Consider the following 20,122-nt stretch of genomic DNA (forward strand, 5'->3'; position numbering starts at 1 on the left):
CTTACAGTGCGGACATGACGCCCCGTCTGGAAGAAGTAACCCCCCAGAATTTCGAGACCGCCATCACTATTCGCGTCCGCGCCGACCAGGAACACGCGGTCTCCCCGGTGATGCGGTCACTGGCCGAGGCGTATGTCCATCGTCTGGCGGCCGGGTTGCGCGGGGAGGGATTTCGAGGCCCCCTCGGTGCTTGAGCCGGGTTCCGGAGGCCCCCGCAGGCGCCGGGGCCGTGGCGGCCCCCCTCGTGGGTTCAGCGCCCCCGCCGCCCCTGCCCTCCCCCACTCTCGGCTTCGCTCGAGCGGGGGGACCCCCATCGTCCCCAGGGGCTCCGCCCCTTCGACCCGTCCAGGGGGCTGCGCCCCCTGGACCCCCCTTCGGCCTGAACGGCCTCGTCCTCAAGCGCCGGACGGGCTGATAATCGAGAGCCGCGCCCTTCAGCCCACTCGCACGAGTGGTGGGTGGGCATGGGCCGGGGGTCTGGGGGCGGAGCCCCCAGCTCAGCCTGGACCACCTCAGCCCCAGTCCCGTCCCGACCTGCCCCGCTTGGTGTCCGACCGCGCCTTCTTCTCGCGGAGCCGGCGCTCGTTGATGCCCCGGGGGATGCGGGTCGGCCTGCGCGGCTTCGGCGGGGGTGCGGTGGCCTCCGCCAGCAGCGCCGCGAGGCGTACGGCGGCGGTTTCGCGGTTGCGCCACTGGGAGCGGTGCTCGGAGGCGCGGACGGTGACGACCCCGTCGACCAGCCGACCGCTCAGCCGGGCCAGCGCCCGCTCCTTCCACACCGGTGGGAACGCCTCGGTCGCCGCCAGGTCGAAGCGCAGTTCCACCTGCGAGTCACTGGTGTTCACGTGCTGCCCGCCCGGTCCCGAGGACCGCGAGAAACGCCACATGAGCTCGGCCTCGGGCAGCGAGACGGAGCCGCGGACGATGTAGGGACCGGACATGCCGTCCATGGTCCCGTCTCCGCCCCTCCACGTCACCCGGATTTCGCGTAGGTAAAAAAGGTAAAGCCATCCGGAACCATAGGGACCCCCCTCGGCGTTCTCCGGGGTGACGGTAGCTTCGTCCTCAGTGCGAAGCCCGTACTGACGCAACGAGGGAAGGGACTCCCAAACCATGGCTGTAAGCCTGTCCAAGGGCGGCAACGTCTCGCTCAGCAAGGAAGCTCCGGGCCTGACCGCCGTCACCGTGGGCCTCGGCTGGGACGTCCGCACCACCACCGGCACGGACTTCGACCTGGACGCCTCCGCGATCGCGGTCAACACGCAGGGCAAGGTCTACTCGGACGCCCACTTCGTGTTCTTCAACAACAAGCAGACCCCCGACAACACCATCGTCCACACCGGCGACAACCGCACCGGCGAGGGCGCCGGCGACGACGAGGCGATCAACGTCAACCTCGCCGCCCTCCCGGCCGACATCGACAAGATCGTCTTCCCGGTCTCCATCTACGACGCCGAGAACCGCGGCCAGAACTTCGGCCAGGTCCGCAACGCCTACATCCGCATCATCAACCAGGCCGGCGGCGCCGAGATCGCCCGCTACGACCTCTCCGAGGACGCCGCCACCGAGACGGCGATGGTCTTCGGCGAGCTCTACCGCAACGGCGCCGAGTGGAAGTTCCGCGCCGTCGGCCAGGGCTACGCCTCGGGCCTGGTGGGCATCGCGCAGGACTTCGGCGTCAACGTCTGAGCGCACCCGCTCCCTGACGGAGCCCCGGTCGCGGCTGTGCGGCGACCGGGGCTCCGCCGTACCCCGCGACAGAGCGCCAGACGCGGCGCCCGCCCGGTGTCCGTCACGGATGCTTCGGCTTGCCCTCCCCGTACAGCCAGTCGGACCAGATCCCGTCGAAGTCCTCGTCCGGGGCCTGCTTCTCCACATAGGCCGTGAAGTCGGCCGTGTCCGCGTTCGCGTGCCGGTGGGTGGCGGCCCAGCCCTGGATGATGTCGTAGAAGGTGTCGTCGCCGACCTTCTGGCGGATCTTGTGCAGGACCATCGCGCCGCGCTGGTAGACGGGCGGGTCGGAGATGTGCGCGGCGCCGCTCGGTTTCGCCGGCGGGAAGGCCCAGATCTCGTCGGGGTCGTCGACATCGTCGGAGGTGCCGTCGTAGAGCTTGGTGAAGGTCCGCTGCGCCGAGTCGCCGCCGTGGTCCTCCCGCCACAGCCACTCGGCGTACGTCGCGAAGGCCTCGTTGAGCCACATGTCCTGCCAGCTCTTGGGGGTGACGGAGTCGCCGTACCACTGGTGGGCGAGTTCGTGGACGAGGGTCTCGGTGTCCGGGGCGCCGTTGAAGACCGGGCGGGTCTGGGTCTCCAGGGCGTAGCCCGCGTCCTCGGGGCGGTCGACGATCGCGCCGGTGGTGGAGAAGGGGTACGGGCCGAAGTTGTACTCCTCCCACTCCATGATCTCGGGGATCTTCGCCAGTACCGTCCGGCTCGCCCGCTCCTGCTTCGGGTCGACGGCCACGTACACGGGCAGGGCGTTCCCGATGGTCGTGCGTGTGACCGTGTAGTGGCCGATCGCGACCGTGGCCAGGTAGCTCGCCATCGGTTCGGCCGCGTGCCAGGCGAAGGTCGTGCGGCCGCCGGTGGTGGTCGCGTGCGCCAACTGCCCGTTGGACACGGCCTGGAGGCCCTTGGGGACGGTGACCGTGATGTCGTACGACGCCTTGTCCGAGGGGTGGTGGTTGCCGGGGAACCAGGCCATGGAACCGGCGGGTTCGCCGAGGGCGAGCGCTCCGTCCGCGGTGCGCAGCCAGCCCTCCTTCGAGCCGTCGCGGTCGGTGATCTGCTCCGGGGTGCCGGAGTAGCGCACGGTGACGCCGAACGTCTCCCCCTTGTCCAGGTCGTCGTGCGGGCGGACGGTCAGCTCCTGGCCGGCCCGGTTGAAGCGGGCGCCCCGGCCCTCGACGGTGACCTTCTCGACGTCCAGGCCCTTGAGGTCGAGGTCGAAGGCGGACAGGTCCTCGGTGGCGCGGGCGGTGATCTCCGCGGTTCCGGTGAGGTGCCGGCCGGCGGGGTCGTAGGAGAGAGTCAGTCCGTAGTGGGTGACGTCGTAGCCGCCGTTGCCCGCCTTCGGGAAGTACGGGTCGCGTACCCCGGAGCCGCCGGGGGTGCCGTGCACGCCGCCGTCGCACGCGGTCAGCGGGAGAGCGAGCGCGAGGAAGGCGGCCACCGGGACAAGGCGCACGGATCTGGACATGTCAGCGATCCTATGGGGGACGGGCCGGGTCGGCGGGCGTGCGGGGATCTTCCACGGGCGTGACACCATCACGTACGTGCTCGACATCGGCTACGCCCTCTCCAACCGCTTCCCCGACCCGCCGCAGACCGACTACCGGCGCGCGGACGTCCACGCCCTCCGTCACGACCTGTTCTCCGGTGACGTCTACCTCGCCGACACCAAGACGGACCGCGAGCTGTCCACAGCCTGGGGATGGGTGCCGGTGCTGGACTTCGCCTGGGCCCTGTGCGACATCGTCGAGCGCCTGGACCGGGACCCGGCGGGCTCCCGCGCCTCCCGCCCCCAGCGGGCGGAACTGGACTTCACCGAGTCCACCGACCGCATGCTGTTCGAGCGCCGCTTCGGCTGGGTGGACATCGCCGCCGACTGGATGCCGGCCGAGGAAGCTCCCCTCAGCTTCTCCCACGCCGAACTCCGCCGCGAGGCCCGTGACTTCCTGCACGACCTGATCGCCGACCTGACCGACCTCCATGACGACCTGGCGGACAACCCGGCGATCTGGACGCTTCAGGCCCGCTTTCCCAGGGTGTCGTAGGCCCCAGATGTCGTAGGCCCCACCCGCCTCAGCCCTCGCAGCCCTCTCGGCCCCCTCAGCCCTCCACCCGGATCCCCAGCTCCCCCGCCAGCACCGGCGCCAGATCGACCAGTTGCCCGGGGCTGATCACCGCGCCCGCCAGCCGCCCCACCCCCCGCGCGATCTCCAGCGAGGCGGCCCCGCGCAGGTCCACGTCCGTGAGGGTCGCCCCGCCCAGGTCGACGCCCTTGAGGACGCAGTCGACGAACTCCACCCGCTCCAGGCGGGCTTCGCCGAAGTCGGGCTCGACGAGGACGCAACCCTCGAAGACGACGTCTCTGAGCCTGGCCTTGCGGAGGTTGAGGTAGTCGATCTTGCCGCCCCGGATCAGGACGCGCTCCAGGACGGCGCCGTGCAACTGCGTGCCGCCGAGGCGGGCCTCGTGGAGTTCGACATCGCGCAGCGTGGACTCGGCCAGGTCGGTGCCGACGCCCCGTATCCCGGACAGGACCGTGTCCAGCAGCCGGGCGTGACGCAACCGCGTCTCGTCGACGGCGCATCCCGTCAGCGCGCAGTCCATGAAACGCGCGCCCGCGCCGTCCTGCCCCGCGAAGTCCACCTCCCGGAACTCCAGCCCGTCGTAGTCCCCGTCCGGCTCCAGCCCGCCGCCGTCCCAGGGCTCCAGCGGCGGCAGCCGCAGCTCCGGTCGCCGCGCCGCCTTCGTCCCACCGGCCCCGCCGGTCGCCTTCCTCGCCATGCCCCTCATGGTGCACCCCGCCACTGACAATCCGTCCGACGTGCGAAAACGCCGCCGATGTCACAAACCGGCGCCCTGATCCGTCGTATCCGCGCAAGGCCGCGCACCATCAGCACACTCTCACCGCACACCCACGCAAACCGATTGAAAGGGCGGCAAGGGAGCCATGAACAAGCGCCCCACCTCCATGGATGCGACAGATCCCGATTCGTGGTCTTCTGGGCGGGTGAGTGTCACCCCAATGGAGCAACCCGCACCGGACACCGACCCTCGCCGCTGGTGGGGCCTGGTGATCATCGCACTGGCACAGCTGATGGTGGTCCTGGACGCCACCATCGTGAACATCGCCCTCCCCTCCGCACAGCACGACCTCGGCATGTCCGACGGCAACCGTCAATGGGTCATCACCGCCTACACACTGGCCTTCGGCGGTCTCCTGCTGCTCGGCGGCCGGATCGCCGACCTCGTCGGCCGCAAACGCACCTTCGTCATCGGGCTCGTCGGCTTCGCCGCCGCCTCCGCACTCGGCGGCGCGGCCACCACCTCCGGCATGCTCTTCGGCGCCCGCGCCCTCCAGGGCGCCTTCGCCGCCGTACTCGCCCCGTCCGCGCTCAGCCTGCTGACCACCACGTTCACCGACCCCAAGGAACGCGGAAAGGCCTTCGGCATCTACGGCGCCCTCGCCGGCAGCGGCTCCGCCATCGGCTTCATCGTCGGCGGCCTGCTCACCGAGTACCTCAACTGGCGCTGGTGCCTGTACGTCAACGTCCCCATCGCGATCATCGCCGTCATCGGCGCCCTCGCACTCCTGCACGACCGGCCCGGGCACGCCGGCGCCCGCCTCGACGTGCCCGGCGCCCTGCTCGGCTGCGGCGGACTCGTCGCCGTCGTCTACGGATTCAGCGAGGCCGAACCCCGCGGCTGGACGGACCCGCTCGTCCTCGCCCTCTTCGCGGGCGGCCTGCTCCTGCTCACCGTCTTCGTGTGGTGGCAGTCCCGGGCCCCGATGCCCCTGCTCCCCCTGCACATCGTCAAGGACCGCAACCGCGCCGGCTGCTTCCTCACCATGGCCCTCGCCACCATCGGCATGTTCGGCCTGTTCCTGTTCATGACCTACTACCTCCAGGTCATCCTGGGCTACTCGCCGGTCAGGACAGGCCTGGGCTTCCTCCCCCTGACCGCCGCCATCATCATCGGCTCGACCCAGATATCCGCCCGGCTCCTGTCACGCGTGGCACCCCGCGCCCTCATGGTCCCCGGCATGATCCTCGCCGCCGGCGGCATGCTCGTCCTCACCCGCATGACCGTCCACTCCGACTACGCCACCGAGATCCTGCCCGCCCTCCTCCTCATGGGCCTCGGCATGGGCCTGACCTTCATGCCCGTCTTCGCCACCGCCACCGCGGGCGTCGCCCCGCAGGACTCCGGCGTCACCTCCGCCACCGTCAACACCTCCCAGCAGGTCGGCGGCTCCATAGGCACGGCCCTGCTCAACACCGTCGCCACCACCAGCAGCACCGCCTACATCACCGCCCACCTGCACAACCCCGCCCAGAAGGCCACCGTGATCCCCGCCGGCATCGTCCACGGCTACACCACCGCCATCTGGTGGGCCGCCGGCATCATGCTCCTGGCCGGCCTCGTCGCGGGCCTCATGGTGACCGCCAAGGCACCCAGGCACGGCGCCCCGGCGGCCAGCCCCGTACCCGAGTCGGTGACCTGAAGCCAGTGGCCCGAAGTCAGTGACCTGACGGCACCCCGCCCAGCGCCGCCAACGCCCCGTCCGTCAACCGGTACACGGTCCACTCGTCCTGCGGCCGAGCACCCAGCGACTCGTAGAACCCGATCGCGGGCCGGTTCCAGTCCAGCACCGACCACTCCAGCCGCTCATAACCCCGCTCCACACAGATACGGGCCAGCTCCGCGAGCAGCGCCCGGCCGTGGCCTCCGCCCCGGGCCTCCGGCCGGACGTACAGGTCCTCCAGGTAGATGCCGTGCACGCCCCGCCACGTCGAGAAGTTCAGGAACCACAGCGCGAACCCGACCGCCTCGCCGGTCGAGTCGTCCACGGCCACGTGCGCGAAGGCCGCGGGCCGCGCCCCGAACAGCGCCTCCCGCAGCTGCTCGGGGCTCGCCTTCGCCTCGTGCGGAGCCTTCTCGTACTCGGCCAGCTCACGGATCAGGGCATGGATGACGGGGACATCGGCGGGGGTCGCGGTACGAATCATGCGGCGAGGCTAACCCCCCGCCCCCAGCAGCCGACGCCCGATCTCCAGCTGCCGCTCCTGAAGCCCCCGCCCGCTCTCCACGTCCCACAGACAGTTCTGCAGCAACCGCCCCAAGGTCCACGCCCGCGCCCGCCCCCGGTCCAGCCCCAGCACCTCCGTCATCGCGTCGAACCGCCACCGCACCTCGCCCGCGTCGAAACGGTTGACGAGGGCGGGCCACAGGTCGAACCCGGGATCGCCGGACAGCGGCTTGGGATCGATGGCCAGCCAGGGGGCACGGCCGGCGGCGAGGACGTTCTCGTAGTGCAGGTCCCAGTGGAGGAGCCGGTCACCGGGCTCACCGGCGACCTCGCGCACCGCGGCCGCGCAGTCGGCGACCAGCCGGCGGGCCGAGACGTCCGGGACGCGGTCCAGGACCGGCGGGGTCCGCTCCAGCATCGCGGCCGCGATGTCACCGAGGCGGCGCATGCCCTCCGGCGCCGGGAACGAGCTCAGGTGGGCCAGCAGCCGGGCGACGACCAGCACGGCCGCACGACTGTCCGGCACGTGGGACAGCATCCGGGCCGGGTCCAGTCGCTCCAGCAGCATGGTGCCGGTCCCCGGGTCGTGCGCGAGGAGGCGTACGGCGCCGTCACCGTCCCAGACCCGCAGCGCGACCGGCTCGCCCACACTCTCCTCGTCCGTCAGTTGCAGTTTCAGCACGGCCGGGGCGCCGTCGGAGCGGACCGCGACCAGCAGGACCAGGGCACTTACCCCGTACATCGACGGCCCGTCGAGACGAAGCCCCCAGCGGTCGAGGAACGCCGCCGCCAGATCCGGCAGCCCGGCCACGAAGGCCCGACCGGCCGCCCCGTTGTACTTCTCCTGTGCCGCCGCCAGCCCGTCCGGAATGTCGATCACCCGTCGGACGTTACTCGTCTGCGTGAATCGGCTCATGGACAAGAACCGGGGCCCGAGCAGGGTGTGGGCATACGTCCGCAGCGCTCCCGGCACCTATGTGTGGCTGCTGATCCTGTTCTCCACGACATTCGCGCTGCACCACATGTCGCCGGAGTTCGAACAGCACTTCCTGCGGCAACGGTCCACGAACATCCATGAGCTGTCACAGAACCCGGTACGGGTACTGATCTCCAGCGCGATGTGGATCGACGACGGACACTGGCTGCCCTACGCCATCCTCTTCACCGTCTTCCACGCCCCCGCCGAACGCTGGCTGGGCACCGTCCGCTGGCTCGTCGTCTGCTCGGCCGCACACGTCCTCGCGACGCTGATCAGCGAAGGGGCACTGCTGAAGGCGATCCAGGACGGCATGGCACCGCACTCCGCCGTCAACACCCTCGACGTGGGCGTGAGTTACGCGCTCGCGGGAGTAGCGGGCGTGCTGACGTACAGGATCGCGCCCCCCTGGCGGTACGGGTACCTCGCGACCGTCCTCGTCCTCTTCGCCCTCCCCCTGACCACCGGGCCGACGTTCACGGACCTCGGACACTTCGTCTCCATACTGATCGGACTGGCCTGCTATCCGCTGGTCAGAGGGCGCGGAAAAGCATGGAATCCGAAGGAGACACTGGCCACCCTCAGGAGTTAACGTCCGCGCATGAGCAGCTCGGCGAGCAGTGTCGTGAACGGCGGCGTCTCCTTCTGGTACACCGACGACGGCCTCCCCAAGGTCCGGGAGCCACTCACCGGCGACGCGACCGCGGACGTCGTGATCGTCGGCGGCGGCTACACAGGTCTGTGGACCGCCTACTACCTCAAGAAGGCCGCCCCCTTCCTCCGCATCACCATCCTCGAACAGAAGTTCTGCGGATACGGCGCCTCCGGACGCAACGGCGGCTGGCTCTACAACGGCATCGCCGGCCGCGACCGCTACGCGAAACTGCACGGCCACCAGGCAGCCGTACGCCTCCAGAAGGCCATGAACGACACCGTCGACGAAGTCATCACCGTCACCGAGACCGAAGGCATCGACGCCGACCTCCACAAGGGCGGAATCCTCGAGGTCGCGACCACCCCCGCCCAGCTCACCCGGCTGAAGGCCTTCCACGAGCACGAACTGTCTTACGGCGAGAAGGACCGCGAACTGTACGGCGCCCGCGAGACCGCCGAACGCATCCGCGTCGCCGACGCCGTCGGCTCCACCTGGACACCTCACGGGGCACGACTGCACCCGGTGAAACTGGTCAAGGGCCTGGCAGCAGCCGTGGAATCCCTCGGCGTGACCATCCACGAATCCACACCCGTCACGGAGATCCGCCCCAAGCACGCCATCACCCCCTACGGCACCGTCCGCGCCCCCTACATCCTCCGCTGCACCGAGGGCTTCACCGCCTCCCTCAGAGGCCAGCGGCGGACCTGGCTGCCCATGAACTCCTCGATGATCGCCACCGAACCCCTCACCGAAGACCAGTGGACCGCCATCGGCTGGAACGGCCGCGAAACCCTGGGCGACATGGCACACGCCTACATGTACGCCCAGCACACCGCCGACGGCCGGATCGCCCTCGGCGGACGCGGAGTGCCGTACCGCTTCGGCTCCCGCACCGACAACGACGGCCGCACCCAGGACGCGACCATCGAGGCCCTCCGGGACATCCTGGTCCGCTTCTTCCCGGCGCTGACCGGGGTGCGCGTCGAGCACGCCTGGTCGGGAGTCCTCGGCGTACCACGCGACTGGTGCGCGACAGTCACCCTCGACCGCGCAACCGGGCTCGGCTGGGCGGGCGGCTACGTCGGATCGGGCGTCGCCACCACCAACCTGGCCGCACGGACGCTGCGGGACCTGGTGCAACAGGACTCGGGCCAGGGCGGCCGGACGGAGCTGACCGACCTGCCCTGGGTCAACCACAAGGTCCGCAAATGGGAGCCCGAACCGTTCCGGTGGCTGGGCGTCCAGAGCATGTACGCGACCTACCGGGCCGCGGACCAGCGGGAGCGGCTGCGCCCGGGCACCGAGTCATCGCGGCTGGCCCGGGTGGCGGACCGGGTGGCGGGGCGGCGCTGAACGGCGAAGCCCAGGTAAGGAACGTCCTGACCTGGGCTTTTTTGAGCCCCCTGTCGGATTCGAACCGACGACCTTCGCTTTACAAGAGCGGCGCTCTGACCAGCTGAGCTAAGGAGGCCTGCACGCGCATCGAGAGCGTGCCCGTGCAGTGTACCCAGGTCCCGAGGGGCCCCGGTCGAAAATTTCCGCGAAGTTCACAGGGCCCGGACTACTGACAGACCAGGTGAACGCCAGGTACCGTCCTGACCCAGTTCACCCTGGTGGACTACACCAGCAACCACCTTCCTACAACGGATCGTCCGGCACGTTCCTGCCGGTAGAAGGGGGCCCATTCACCATGGCCACTGTCTCGTTCGACAAGGCGACCCGGATCTACCCGGGCACCGAGAAGCCCGCCGTCGACCAGCTCGACATCCACATCGAGGACGGCGAGTTCCTCGTTCTCGTCGGCCCGTCGGGTTGCGGTAAGTCGACCTCGCTCCGGATGCTCGCGGGGCTGGAGGACGTCAACGGCGGCGCCATCCGCATCGGTGACCGCGACGTGACGCACCTGCCGCCGAAGGACCGGGACATCGCCATGGTGTTCCAGAACTACGCGCTCTACCCGCACATGACGGTCGCCGACAACATGGGCTTCGCGCTCAAGATCGCGGGCGTCAACAAGGCGGAGATCCGGCAGAAGGTCGAGGAGGCCGCGAAGATCCTCGACCTCACGGAGTACCTGGACCGCAAGCCGAAGGCGCTCTCCGGTGGTCAGCGGCAGCGTGTCGCGATGGGCCGCGCGATCGTGCGTGAGCCGCAGGTGTTCCTCATGGACGAGCCGCTGTCCAACCTGGACGCCAAGCTCCGTGTGTCGACGCGTACGCAGATCGCCTCGCTGCAGCGCCGCCTCGGCATCACCACCGTCTACGTCACCCACGACCAGGTCGAGGCCATGACGATGGGCGACCGTGTGGCCGTGCTCAAGGACGGTCTGCTGCAGCAGGTCGACTCGCCGCGCAACATGTACGACCGGCCCGCCAACCTCTTCGTGGCCGGCTTCATCGGCTCCCCGGCGATGAACCTGGTCGAGGTGCCGATCACCGACGGCGGTGTGAAGTTCGGCAACAGTGTCGTCCCCGTCAACCGGGACGCGCTCAAGGCCGCCTCCGACAAGGGTGACCGTACGGTGACGGTCGGTGTCCGTCCCGAGCACTTCGACGTGGTGGAGCACAACGGCGCTGCCGCCTCCGCCCTGTCGAAGGACAGCGAGGACGCTCCCGCCGGTCTCGCGGTCTCCGTGAACGTGGTGGAGGAGCTCGGCGCCGACGGCTACGTCTACGGCTCCGCCAAGGTCGGCGACGACCTCAAGGACCTGGTCGTCCGCGTCAGCGGCCGTGCGGTTCCGGACAAGGGCGCCACGCTGCACGTCGTGCCGCGGCCGGGCGAGACCCACGTGTTCTCGACCTCCACGGGTGAGCGTCTCTCCGACTGAGCGGTCCCCGTGCCGGGTGAAATCCGCCCGCGTTGACCGAGAGGGCCCCGCAGCCTGCTGCGGGGCCCTCATCGTTGTCGAGCACTGTCGGCCATTGCCGAGCGTTGTCGACAAATACCCCGGCAAGAGGGTCATTTCGAGCAGTGTGCGTCAACGTCCCGTACGGAGAAGGGGGCTTCACCGTCCCCCGTACCGGTGACTGAACGTCTCCAAAACATTACGGCACGCTACCCTCACACGCGTGAAGCACTCCACCAACCAACAGATGCGACGCGGCCACCGGGGCGGCCCTGCCCGCCGGATCGGCCGCACCCTCGCCCTCGTCCTGCCCGTCGTCCTGGTGCTCTCCGGGACCCTCGCGGTCACCCGGGTCAACTGGTCGGGGAACCCCTCGAACTCGGTGCTGACCGCCTCGGACGTCTCCGGGGCCGGCCGGGCCTCCCGCGATGTCACGCGCGCTCCGCAGGACGTGCTGCGCGACCAGTTGATGGGCGAGCTGCAGGAGAGAAACCCGGGCGTCGTCCTCACCCATCTCCAGCAGGCGGTCAACGGGCATCCGTCGCTGGCGAAGCACTGCACCTCGATCGCCCGCTCGCTGGGCCGGGCCGCGGCGCGCATCTACGGCGCCTCGCGCGCGCAGTCGTACGCCCGGCCGGTGTGCGACACGTCCTTCGCCTCCGGCGTGCTGGCCGCGTCCCGCGGCTGACCCCTCCTGGGGACGCTCTCTGAAGGACGCTCCCCGCAATGGTGAGCGGCAGGTAACGGCTGGTTGAGGAGCCGGTTGCGTTCGTAAGCCGCGAGTGGGGCGCCACGTACAGTTCGGTCATGACCGATCCGAATGCCGCGTCGCGCCCCACTCAAGCCGTTGTCCTGGCCGGTGGCCAGGGTTCCCGGCTGCGTCCGTACACCGACGACCGGCCCAAGCCGATGGTCGAGATTCCCGGCACGGGCACTCCGATCATCGGCCATCAGCTGTCCTGGCTCGCCGAGGAGGGCGTGACGGACGTGGTGGTCTCCTGCGGCCACCTCGCCGAAGTGCTGCAGAAGTGGCTGGTGACGGCCGATCTGCCCGTCAACGTCACGACCGTCGTGGAGTCGGAGCCCCTCGGCCGCGGTGGCGGCCTGAAGTACGCGGCCGCCCGTCTCCCGCACCCGGACCGTCCCTGGTACGCCACCAACGGCGACATCTGGACCCGTTTCTCGCTCCGCGACATGGCGGACTTCCACACCGAGCGCGACGCCGTCGCGACCCTCGCGCTGGCCCGGCCGCGCATTCCGTGGGGTGCGGTGAAGACGGACGGCTTCGGGCACATCACGGACTTCATCGAGGCTCCGCCGTCGACCTTCGAGATCAACGCGGGTGTCTATGTGTTCTCGCCGGAGTTCGCCGGCCTGCTGCCCGCGCGCGGTGACCATGAGCGCACCACGTTCCCGCATCTGGCGCGTGAGCGCCGGCTGGCGGGTTTCTCGCTTCCGCAGGGTGCCTACTGGCGTGCCATCGACACGGCGAAGGATCTGACGGAGGCGGCGAAGGAGCTGGCCGCGCTGGGGCGCTGACGCACGGCCGTACGAGCACGGCCGTACGAGCACCGTCGTACGAGCACCGTCGTACGAGCACCGTCGTACGAGCACCGTCGTACGAGCACCGTCGTACGTGGACGGGCCCCGCACCCTCGATCTCTCGTGGGTGCGGGGCCCGTCGTTCGGACGCCGTTCTGCCGGCTAGCCCAGGAGGCCGCCCACCAGGCCCGGCTGGCCCGAGGAGGAGCCGCCGTTGCCGGTGCCTCCCGTGGAGCCGCCGCCGGTCGCGGTGCCGCCGGAGGTCGGTCCCGAGGTGGTGCTGGGGGCCTGCTGGGCCGGGGAGGTGCGCTGCGGTGGTGCCTGGCCCGCGGTGCCCTGGGTCTGGCTGGGGGTGCCGCCGGTGACGGTGCCGGTGGAGCGGGTGGCGCCGGGGGTGGTGGCGGCGCCTGAGGGGCTGGCGTCGGTGCCGCCGGTGGACGGGGTGGAGGTCGGTGTCTTCCGGTGGGTCTTGCCGGACCGTTCGGGGAGCGGGGAGCCGGGGAGGTTGTTGCGGGGGGCCTCGCCGGGGCCGGGGACGACCACGCGGTCGGCGTCGCGTACGGCGCCGCCGAGGAGTGAGCCGACGAGGAGGGTGACGCCGACGGTGAGGGCGGTGACGAGGGCGCCGCGGCGCAGGACGTAGCGGCGCAGCTCCCAGATGTCGGAGCGGGGTCCGAGGGTGCGCCAGGCGTTGCCCGCCAGGCGGCCGTCGACGGAGTAGACGGGGGCGCCGGCGATGATCAGGGGCGACCACGCGGCGAGGTAGATGATGTCGGGGGCGTCGTAGGCGGGGACGGTCTTCCAGGTGACGGTGACGATCAGGGCGGCGGAGAGCATCGCGCCGAGGACGGCGGCGACGCGCTGCCAGCAGCCGAGGATGGTCAGGACGCCGACGACGACCTGGAGGAAGGCGATGACGAGGCCGGAGCCGACGGGGTGCTGGAGGGCGAACTGGCGGAGGGGTTCGGCGGCTTCCCATGGGTGGAGGGTGTTGAGCCACTTGACCATGGAGCCGCGTTTGCCGCCGTCGAAGTAGAGCGGGTCGCAGAGCTTGCCCATGCCGGCGTAGATGGAGATGAAGCCGAGGAAGAGGCGCAGGGGGAGCAGGACGACGCCGAGGTTCATGCGGCGGCCGGGGAAGTAGGCGTGCCGGGCCGGGTCGTCGCTGTGGCGTTTGGTGTGGGGTGCGGCCGGGTCGTCGTCGTATTCGGCGTCGTATGCGCCGTCGTACTCGCCGTCGTCCGGGGCCGCGTAGAGGTCGTAGGGGTGGGCGGGCGGGTCGTAGGCGCCGCCGGCGGGACGCATGGGGGGCAGGAGGCGGGTCTCGCCGGCGGCGGGGGCGCGTTGGTGGCCGACGACGGGGGTCTCGACGGTCTGTTCCAGCCCGTCGTACACCTCGTCGTAGTCGCTGGAGTAGCCGGTCGGGTAGCCGGTGGGATATCCGGTGCCGTAGCCGCCGCGGTCGCCGACGCGGGGGATGACCTGGGTGGCTCCGGCGTCGGCGACGGCTTCCTCGGCGTGGCGGACGCTGCCGCCCCGCACGGCCTGGAGCAGCCGGTGGGCGCCGGTGTCGTCGGGGGCGGAGCGGCCGCTCCAGACGACGGGACGGCGGCGGGCGGCACCCGCGGCGGGGATGCGGGCGCTGTCCGCGGTGGCGCTGGGGTGCCGGGCGATCCGTGGGGACTGGGTTCGCCGGGCCGAGGCGCCCAGCTGCACGCGGAAGCTCGCGTGATTGACGATGACCTGCGCCGGATCGCTCGGCACCTTCACCATGCTCAGCGCGGGAGCGTCGTCGAATCCCGACGAGCGGTCCCCCGTGGGTGTGCGGGGTGTTCTGGTGTCCACACTCATCTAACCGAGTGACGTGGTGTTAGGACACTGCTTTGACCGCCCGGATGTGTCCGGACCCCGTCAATCTCGTGCGTGTCGCCGGGTTTGACCCGCACGAGTGACCCCGGGTACGTCTGTTCAGCCGCGCCGGCGTGCCGCCTCGTACAGCACGATGCCCGCCGCGACGCCCGCGTTGAGCGACTCGGCGCCGCCCGGCATCGGGATGCGGACGCGGAAGTCGCAGGTCTCGCCGACCAGTCGGGACAGGCCCTTGCCCTCGCTGCCGACGACGATGGCGACCGGTCCGCCGAGGGCTTCGAGTTCGCCGAGTTCGACCTCGCCGTCGGCGGCGAGGCCGACGACCACGATGCCGGCCTTCTTGTACGCCTCGAGGGCGCGGGTGAGGTTGGTGGCGCGGGCGACGGGCGTACGGGCCGCGGTGCCGGCGGAGGTCTTCCAGGCGCCGGCGGTCATGCCGGCGGCACGCCGTTCGGGTACGACGACGCCGTGGCCGCCGAAGGCGGAGACGGAGCGGACGACGGCGCCGAGGTTGCGCGGGTCGGTGACGCCGTCGAGGGCGACGATGAGGGGGTCCTCGCCCGCGTCGGAGGCGGCTTCGGCGAGGTCCTCGGGGTGGGCGTACTCGTACGGCGGGACCTGGAGGACGAGGCCCTGGTGGTTGAGCCCGTTCGTCATCCGGTCGAGCTCGGGGCGGGGGGCCTCCATGAGGTTGATGCCGCCGCGCTCGGCCGCGAGCTGCAGTGCCTCGCGCACCCGCTCGTCGTTGTCGATGAACTGCTGGACGTAGAGCGTGGAGGCGGGCACGCCCTCGCGCAGGGCCTCGAAGACGGGGTTGCGGCCGACGACCAGCTCGGAGGCGGACTTGCCGCCACGGCCCCGGGCCGTGGGGCGGCGCACGGCCTGCTTGGCCTTGGCGTTGGCGACGCGGTTCTTCTTGTGGCCCTTGCGCATCTCGGCGGGCGGGGTCGGGCCCTTGCCCTCGAGGCCCTTGCGCCGCTGGCCGCCACTGCCGACCTGCGCGCCCTTCTTGCCGGACATGCGGCGGTTGTTGGAGGCCATGACCTACCTGTCTGTGGGAAGCGTGCGTATGTACGTATAGGCAGTGTGCCGCCCGGGGAGCCGGGCGGCACAATCGATCAAGAAATCGACCGGGAGAGCGATCATCGGAGGATCATCGGGGGTCAACGCGGCCCGAGGGTCCAGCGGGGGCCCTGGGGGCTGTCCTCGATGGTGAGGCCGGACTGGTTGAGCTGGTCGCGGATGGCGTCCGCGGTGGCCCAGTCCTTGCGGGAGCGGGCGGCCTCGCGCTGGTCGAGGACCATGCGGACGAGGCTGTCCACGACTCCGTGCAGGTCTTCGCCGCGGTCGCCGTCCTCGCCGGCCCAGTGCTCGTCGAGCGGGTCGAGGCCGAGCACGCCGAGCATGGCGCGTACTTCGGCGAGCCGGGCGACGGCGGCTTCCTTGTCGTCGGCGGCGAGGGCGGAGTTGCCCTGCCGGACGGTGGTGTGCACGACGGCGAGGGCCTGGGGGACACCGAGGTCGTCGTCCATGGCCTCGGCGAAGGCGGGCGGTACGTCGGCGGAGGGCTCGACGACTCCCCCGGCCTTCTCCACGACGCGCTGTACGAAGCCCTCGATGCGCGCGAACGCGGACTCGGCCTCGCGCAGGGACTCCTCGCTGTACTCGATCATCGAGCGGTAGTGCGGGGTGCCGAGGTAGTAGCGCAGGACGATGGGACGCCACCGCTTGACCATCTCGGAGACCAGGACGCTGTTGCCCAGCGACTTCGACATCTTGTCGCCGGCCATGGTCACCCAGGCGTTGTGCACCCAGTACCGGGCGAACTCGTCGCCGATGCCCTTGGCCTGGGCGATCTCGTTCTCGTGGTGCGGGAAGATCAGGTCGAGGCCGCCGCCGTGGATGTCGAAGGCGCTGCCCAGGTACTTGTGGGCCATGGCCGAGCACTCCAGGTGCCAGCCGGGGCGGCCGGGGCCCCACGGCGTCGGCCAGGTGGGCTCGCCGGGCTTGGCAGTCTTCCACATGGCGAAGTCGCGGGGGTCGCGCTTGCCGGTCTCGCCCTCGGCCGAGGGCTGGAGCAGGTTGTCCAGCTCCTGCCGGGACAGCTCCAGGTAGCCGGGGAAGGAGCGCACGTCGAAGTAGACGTTGCCGTCGGCCTCGTAGGCGTGTCCGCGCTCGATGAGCGTTTGCATCATCTCGACCATCTCGGTGACGTGGCCGGTGGCGCGCGGTTCGTACGTCGGCGGGAGGCAGCCGAGGGCGTTGTTACCGTCGTTGAAGGCGCGCTCGTTCTCGTACCCGATCGCCCACCAGGGCCGGTTCTGCTCGCGGGCCTTGGTGAGGATCTTGTCGTCGATGTCGGTGACGTTGCGGATGAACGTGACCTCGTAGCCGCGGTACTCGAACCAGCGGCGCATGATGTCGAAGTTCAACCCGGACCGGATGTGCCCGATGTGAGGGGCTGCCTGCACCGTGGGACCACACAGGTAGATCGAGACACAGCCCGGCTTGAGCGGGGTGAAGTCACGGATCTGCCGGGCGCTGGTGTCGTACAGGCGAATGGTCACCACTCCAGGGTAGTGGGCGTGGGGCAGTGCCTTGCGACCCTTCCGCCGAAGGACGATGTATTCGTGACACAGCGGACGCCGCCGGGCGCACCAGGGGGCGCGCACCCGGTGGCCCGGACCTTTCAGCCCGGTCGGCTCGGCCAGTCGGCTCAGCCGGTCGGTTCACAGGCTCCCCACGACCTTCCGCGGCCGGATCCGCACGACCACCCGCTCCGCGTCCTGCGCGGACGCCGGGTTGCTGCATCCCACAGCGGGCTCCGCCCGCGGGCCGCGTACGGCCTACGCACCACCCCGCCACCCCCACCGGCTCACAGACTCCCCACGACCTTCCGCGGCCGGATCCGCACGACCACCCGCTCCGCGTCCTGCGCGGACGCCGGGTTGAACTCCGCGTACGGCTTCCCGGTGTACTTCAGGCTCAGCTCGTCGATGAGTGCCTGGCCGCCTTCCGTGGTCGTCTCGGCGGTGCCGCGGATCTCGGCGTACTCGTACGGGGACTCGGGGTCCTGGACCACGACGTCGATGCGCGGGTCGCGGACGAGGTTCTTCGTCTTGCGGCGGTCGACGGTGGTGGAGATCAGGACGTCGTCACCGTCCCGCTTCGCCCATACGGGGGAGAGCTGGGGGCTGCCGTCGGGCTGGACGGTGCCGAGGACGACGAAGACCGGGCCGTCGAGCAGGGCCTTGAGGCGGTCGGAGAGAGCGGCGGGCATGGGGTACCTCCGGGACCTGGGTCACTGGTCGCTTCGCGGGTACCCTCACACGCTTTCAGCTCACCCGCACCACGAGCGCCGTCGCCACGGCCATCAGGCCCTCGTCGCGGCCGGGGAAGCCGAGCCCGTCGGTGGTGGCCCCGGAGACGGAGACGGGGGCTCCGGCGGCCTCGGAGAGGATCTTCTGGGCCTCGTCGCGGCGCTTGCCGATCTTCGGGCGGGGTCCGACCACCTGTACGGCGATGTTGCCGATCCGGAAGCCGGCCTCGCGGACGACACGGGCGGCTTCGGTCAGCAGGGTGATGCCGGAGGCGCCGGACCACTCGGGGCGGCCGGTGCCGAAGTGCTGCCCGAGGTCGCCGAGGCCGGCGGCCGAGAAGAGGGCGTTGCAGGCGGCGTGCGCGACGACGTCGGCGTCGGAGTGTCCGGCGAGGCCGGGTCCCTCGCCCTCCCACTTCAGGCCGGCGCACCACAGCTCGCGGCCGTCCTCGAAGGCGTGGATGTCGGTGCCGATGCCGACCTGGGGCAGGGGCGGGAGCGCCTCAGAAGCCATCGTTGAGCCTCCTGCGGGCGAGGACCGCCTCGGCGAGGACGAGGTCGAGCGGGCGGGTGACCTTGAAGGCCTCCTCGTGGCCGGGGACGGTCACGACCCGCAGGCCGAGCTGTTCCACCATGCTCGCGTCGTCGGTGACGTCGTCGGTGACGCTCCCGTGGGCGCGCACGAGGGTGTCGCGGTCGAAGCCCTGCGGGGTCTGCACGGCGCGCAGCCGGCTCCGCTCGGGCGTGGCGACGACCGGCTCCGGCTCGCCGGGGGTGGCGGCCGGTTCGACCTCCTTGACGGTGTCGGCGAGGGGCAGCGCGGGCACGACGGCCGGCGCGCCGTCGCGTACGGCCTCGATGACGGCGTCGACGGTGTCCACCGGGACGAGCGGGCGGGCGGCGTCGTGCACCAGCACGACGCGGTGGTCGGGCGGGAGCGCGTCGAGGCCGAGCCTGACCGATTCCTGGCGGGTCTCGCCGCCGGGGACGACCAGGAAGTCCGTGCGCTCGGGCAGCGCGTGCGCGTCGAGGAGGGACTTGACCTCGGCGGTGCCGTCGGGCGGCGCCACGACGATCACCAGGGTGACGGCGCGGGAGGCGGCCATCGCGCGGACCGCGTGGATGAGCATGGGTGTGCCGCCCAGCGCGCGGAGCGCCTTGGGGGCGCCCGGGCCAAGGCGTACGCCCCGGCCGGCGGCAGGAATGACGGCGGCGACGGGTGCCGGCGCGGGCGAAGGGCGCGAATCGTCAGACATCGGTTCCTGTCAGGTTTGTGTGCGCGGCCTGCGTGGGTATGGCCTCAGCGTGCCATTGGGCGCGCGTCTTGACCGGACCCTTCCGTGACACCGGTCGAGTCGGCTGCCCTGGCGGCATCAGTGATCGCAGCAGTTGTTGATCGCAGCAGCCGAGTACGGGTCATGTACGGCCGTGTATGACAGCCATGTACGACGAAGGCACGGCGGCTGCGTACGCATGCGCGCGGACATGCCGCAGCGCCCGGCGACAGGTGGTGTGTCATCGGGCACCGCGGCATTTCACTGTGATGAGCTTGCCGAACGGGGAGGGCCTGTCGGAGGCCGGTCCGTCAGGACGCGAGGACCTCGTCGAGCAGGGCCTCGGCCTTGTCCTCGTTGGTGTTCTCCGCGAGGGCGAGCTCGCTCACCAGGATCTGGCGAGCCTTGGCGAGCATGCGCTTCTCACCGGCGGAGAGTCCACGCTCGCGCTCGCGACGCCACAGGTCACGCACTACTTCCGCGACCTTGATGACATCGCCGGAGGCGAGCTTCTCCAGATTTGCCTTGTAACGACGAGACCAGTTCGTGGGCTCCTCCGCATACGGTGCGCGCAGCACCTCGAAGACCCGGTCCAGCCCGTCCTGACCGACCACATCACGCACGCCGACGAACTCCGCATTGTCCGCTGGCACACGTACCGTCAGGTCACCCTGGGCGACCTTCAGCACCAAGTAGGTCTTGTCCACGCCTTTGATCTGGCGAGTTTCGATGGCCTCGATCAGCGCGGCCCCGTGATGGGGATAGACCACGGTGTCGCCAACCTTGAACGTCATGTGACAGGTACCCCTTCCGTGGCTATCCAGGGTAACACGGAAACTGACGGTTCTGAATGGCGTTTTCGCAGGTCAGGGCATATCTCAG

At 70.5% G+C, this 20,122-nt stretch carries 20 protein-coding genes, 1 tRNA gene and 1 pseudogene; 9 read left to right on the plus strand and 13 right to left on the minus strand.

Annotated features, from left to right (window positions below; genetic code table 11):
* Window positions 1-14 precede the first annotated feature (14 nt).
* Window positions 15-140, plus strand: a pseudogene (locus ACH45E_RS42310) (GNAT family N-acetyltransferase); the annotation flags it as partial.
* 372 nt (window positions 141-512) lie between these two features.
* Here ACH45E_RS42310 and arfB read toward each other — a convergent pair.
* Window positions 513-950 (minus strand): alternative ribosome rescue aminoacyl-tRNA hydrolase ArfB, encoded by a 438-nt coding sequence (gene arfB / locus ACH45E_RS42315; RefSeq protein WP_361455179.1) that lies wholly within the window; start codon window positions 948-950, stop codon window positions 513-515.
* A gap of 163 nt (window positions 951-1,113) precedes the next feature.
* On the opposite strand from arfB, the gene ACH45E_RS42320 reads away from it, so the two are divergent.
* Window positions 1,114-1,689: a TerD family protein gene (locus ACH45E_RS42320; RefSeq protein WP_361455182.1), complete on the plus strand. Its 576-nt coding sequence runs from the start codon at window positions 1,114-1,116 to the stop codon at window positions 1,687-1,689.
* Window positions 1,690-1,792: 103 nt separating this feature from the next.
* On the opposite strand, the gene ACH45E_RS42325 is transcribed toward ACH45E_RS42320, so the two are convergent.
* Window positions 1,793-3,199, minus strand: coding sequence for a M1 family metallopeptidase (locus tag ACH45E_RS42325; protein WP_361455185.1), 1,407 nt, complete (start codon window positions 3,197-3,199; stop codon window positions 1,793-1,795).
* Window positions 3,200-3,275: 76 nt separating this feature from the next.
* Between ACH45E_RS42325 and ACH45E_RS42330 the strand changes: the two genes are divergently transcribed.
* Entirely contained in the window at window positions 3,276-3,776 is a 501-nt protein-coding gene (locus tag ACH45E_RS42330) for a hypothetical protein (protein WP_361455287.1), read from the plus strand.
* A 55-nt stretch (window positions 3,777-3,831) separates the two neighbouring features.
* Here the strand turns inward: ACH45E_RS42330 and ACH45E_RS42335 are convergent, their stop codons facing one another.
* Window positions 3,832-4,512 (minus strand): pentapeptide repeat-containing protein, encoded by a 681-nt coding sequence (locus tag ACH45E_RS42335; RefSeq protein ID WP_361455188.1) that lies wholly within the window; start codon window positions 4,510-4,512, stop codon window positions 3,832-3,834.
* A 241-nt stretch (window positions 4,513-4,753) separates the two neighbouring features.
* Between ACH45E_RS42335 and ACH45E_RS42340 the strand changes: the two genes are divergently transcribed.
* The gene (locus ACH45E_RS42340; RefSeq protein WP_361455191.1) at window positions 4,754-6,235 is read left to right on the plus strand and encodes an MFS transporter; all 1,482 of its coding nucleotides are present in this window, start codon (window positions 4,754-4,756) and stop codon (window positions 6,233-6,235) included.
* 16 nt (window positions 6,236-6,251) lie between these two features.
* On the opposite strand, the gene ACH45E_RS42345 is transcribed toward ACH45E_RS42340, so the two are convergent.
* On the minus strand, window positions 6,252-6,740 hold the full coding sequence (locus tag ACH45E_RS42345) for a GNAT family N-acetyltransferase (RefSeq protein WP_361455194.1): 489 nt from the start codon (window positions 6,738-6,740) through the stop codon (window positions 6,252-6,254).
* 9 nt (window positions 6,741-6,749) lie between these two features.
* Window positions 6,750-7,676, minus strand: a complete 927-nt coding sequence (locus tag ACH45E_RS42350; protein WP_399042681.1) for an aminoglycoside phosphotransferase family protein — start codon at window positions 7,674-7,676, stop codon at window positions 6,750-6,752.
* Between ACH45E_RS42350 and ACH45E_RS42355 the strand changes: the two genes are divergently transcribed.
* Together ACH45E_RS42355 and ACH45E_RS42360 are read left to right on the plus strand one after the other, a co-directional pair.
* Window positions 7,675-8,328, plus strand: coding sequence for a rhomboid-like protein (locus ACH45E_RS42355; protein ID WP_361455200.1), 654 nt, complete (start codon window positions 7,675-7,677; stop codon window positions 8,326-8,328). The two genes, ACH45E_RS42350 and ACH45E_RS42355, sit on opposite strands and share 2 nt — an antisense overlap.
* Window positions 8,329-8,337: 9 nt before the next feature.
* A complete protein-coding gene (locus ACH45E_RS42360; protein ID WP_361455203.1) occupies window positions 8,338-9,744 on the plus strand; it encodes an FAD-binding oxidoreductase in 1,407 nt (468 codons plus the stop codon).
* Between the two features lie 44 nt (window positions 9,745-9,788).
* Here the strand turns inward: ACH45E_RS42360 and ACH45E_RS42365 are convergent.
* A tRNA-Thr gene (locus ACH45E_RS42365) sits at window positions 9,789-9,862 on the minus strand.
* A gap of 219 nt (window positions 9,863-10,081) precedes the next feature.
* On the opposite strand from ACH45E_RS42365, the gene ACH45E_RS42370 reads away from it, so the two are divergent.
* From ACH45E_RS42370 to ACH45E_RS42380, 3 genes are all read left to right on the plus strand, one after another.
* On the plus strand, window positions 10,082-11,218 hold the full coding sequence (locus ACH45E_RS42370; protein ID WP_361455206.1) for a sn-glycerol-3-phosphate ABC transporter ATP-binding protein UgpC: 1,137 nt from the start codon (window positions 10,082-10,084) through the stop codon (window positions 11,216-11,218).
* A 241-nt stretch (window positions 11,219-11,459) separates the two neighbouring features.
* The gene (locus tag ACH45E_RS42375) at window positions 11,460-11,924 is read left to right on the plus strand and encodes a hypothetical protein (protein ID WP_361455209.1); all 465 of its coding nucleotides are present in this window, start codon (window positions 11,460-11,462) and stop codon (window positions 11,922-11,924) included.
* A gap of 119 nt (window positions 11,925-12,043) precedes the next feature.
* Entirely contained in the window at window positions 12,044-12,775 is a 732-nt protein-coding gene (locus tag ACH45E_RS42380) for a nucleotidyltransferase family protein (RefSeq protein WP_361455212.1), read from the plus strand.
* A 165-nt stretch (window positions 12,776-12,940) separates the two neighbouring features.
* Here ACH45E_RS42380 and ACH45E_RS42385 read toward each other — a convergent pair whose 3' ends face one another.
* From ACH45E_RS42385 to ACH45E_RS42415, 7 genes are all read right to left on the minus strand, one after another.
* Window positions 12,941-14,629 (minus strand): DoxX family membrane protein, encoded by a 1,689-nt coding sequence (locus ACH45E_RS42385; protein ID WP_361455215.1) that lies wholly within the window; start codon window positions 14,627-14,629, stop codon window positions 12,941-12,943.
* Between the two features lie 117 nt (window positions 14,630-14,746).
* Window positions 14,747-15,688, minus strand: coding sequence for a 23S rRNA (guanosine(2251)-2'-O)-methyltransferase RlmB (rlmB, locus tag ACH45E_RS42390; RefSeq protein WP_361455218.1), 942 nt, complete (start codon window positions 15,686-15,688; stop codon window positions 14,747-14,749).
* A gap of 122 nt (window positions 15,689-15,810) precedes the next feature.
* Window positions 15,811-17,214, minus strand: coding sequence for a cysteine--tRNA ligase (gene cysS / locus ACH45E_RS42395; protein WP_361455221.1), 1,404 nt, complete (start codon window positions 17,212-17,214; stop codon window positions 15,811-15,813).
* A 308-nt stretch (window positions 17,215-17,522) separates the two neighbouring features.
* Window positions 17,523-17,927, minus strand: coding sequence for a PPOX class F420-dependent oxidoreductase (locus ACH45E_RS42400; protein WP_361455224.1), 405 nt, complete (start codon window positions 17,925-17,927; stop codon window positions 17,523-17,525).
* A gap of 55 nt (window positions 17,928-17,982) precedes the next feature.
* Window positions 17,983-18,480 carry a 2-C-methyl-D-erythritol 2,4-cyclodiphosphate synthase gene (gene ispF / locus ACH45E_RS42405; protein WP_361455227.1) on the minus strand — a complete coding sequence of 166 codons (498 nt, stop codon included), beginning with the start codon at window positions 18,478-18,480 and terminating at the stop codon, window positions 17,983-17,985.
* Entirely contained in the window at window positions 18,470-19,222 is a 753-nt protein-coding gene (gene ispD, locus ACH45E_RS42410; protein WP_361455230.1) for a 2-C-methyl-D-erythritol 4-phosphate cytidylyltransferase, read from the minus strand. The genes ispF and ispD overlap by 11 nt, the downstream gene beginning before the upstream one ends.
* A 329-nt stretch (window positions 19,223-19,551) precedes the next feature.
* Window positions 19,552-20,034, minus strand: coding sequence for a CarD family transcriptional regulator (locus tag ACH45E_RS42415; RefSeq protein WP_003953493.1), 483 nt, complete (start codon window positions 20,032-20,034; stop codon window positions 19,552-19,554).
* Window positions 20,035-20,122 lie beyond the last annotated feature (88 nt).

It is taken from the genome of Streptomyces sp. NPDC020299, from assembly GCF_044387825.1.
Classification (GTDB): Bacteria; Actinomycetota; Actinomycetes; order Streptomycetales; family Streptomycetaceae; genus Streptomyces.

Excerpts from the sequence above, each read along its gene's own strand:
- arfB (WP_361455179.1), bottom strand. The coding sequence starts at position 950 with ATGGACGGCATGTCCGGTCCCTACATCGTCCGCGGCTCCGTCTCGCTG.
- ACH45E_RS42320 (WP_361455182.1), top strand. The coding sequence starts at position 1,114 with ATGGCTGTAAGCCTGTCCAAGGGCGGCAACGTCTCGCTCAGCAAGGAA.
- ACH45E_RS42325 (WP_361455185.1), bottom strand. The coding sequence starts at position 3,199 with ATGTCCAGATCCGTGCGCCTTGTCCCGGTGGCCGCCTTCCTCGCGCTC.
- ACH45E_RS42335 (WP_361455188.1), bottom strand. The coding sequence starts at position 4,512 with ATGGCGAGGAAGGCGACCGGCGGGGCCGGTGGGACGAAGGCGGCGCGG.
- ACH45E_RS42340 (WP_361455191.1), top strand. The coding sequence starts at position 4,754 with ATGGAGCAACCCGCACCGGACACCGACCCTCGCCGCTGGTGGGGCCTG.
- ACH45E_RS42345 (WP_361455194.1), bottom strand. The coding sequence starts at position 6,740 with ATGATTCGTACCGCGACCCCCGCCGATGTCCCCGTCATCCATGCCCTG.
- ACH45E_RS42355 (WP_361455200.1), top strand. The coding sequence starts at position 7,675 with ATGGACAAGAACCGGGGCCCGAGCAGGGTGTGGGCATACGTCCGCAGC.
- ACH45E_RS42350 (WP_399042681.1), bottom strand. The coding sequence starts at position 7,676 with ATGAGCCGATTCACGCAGACGAGTAACGTCCGACGGGTGATCGACATT.
- ACH45E_RS42360 (WP_361455203.1), top strand. The coding sequence starts at position 8,338 with ATGAGCAGCTCGGCGAGCAGTGTCGTGAACGGCGGCGTCTCCTTCTGG.
- ACH45E_RS42370 (WP_361455206.1), top strand. The coding sequence starts at position 10,082 with ATGGCCACTGTCTCGTTCGACAAGGCGACCCGGATCTACCCGGGCACC.
- ACH45E_RS42380 (WP_361455212.1), top strand. The coding sequence starts at position 12,044 with ATGACCGATCCGAATGCCGCGTCGCGCCCCACTCAAGCCGTTGTCCTG.
- ACH45E_RS42385 (WP_361455215.1), bottom strand. The coding sequence starts at position 14,629 with ATGAGTGTGGACACCAGAACACCCCGCACACCCACGGGGGACCGCTCG.
- rlmB (WP_361455218.1), bottom strand. The coding sequence starts at position 15,688 with ATGGCCTCCAACAACCGCCGCATGTCCGGCAAGAAGGGCGCGCAGGTC.
- ACH45E_RS42400 (WP_361455224.1), bottom strand. The coding sequence starts at position 17,927 with ATGCCCGCCGCTCTCTCCGACCGCCTCAAGGCCCTGCTCGACGGCCCG.
- ispF (WP_361455227.1), bottom strand. The coding sequence starts at position 18,480 with ATGGCTTCTGAGGCGCTCCCGCCCCTGCCCCAGGTCGGCATCGGCACC.
- ispD (WP_361455230.1), bottom strand. The coding sequence starts at position 19,222 with ATGTCTGACGATTCGCGCCCTTCGCCCGCGCCGGCACCCGTCGCCGCC.
- ACH45E_RS42415 (WP_003953493.1), bottom strand. The coding sequence starts at position 20,034 with ATGACGTTCAAGGTTGGCGACACCGTGGTCTATCCCCATCACGGGGCC.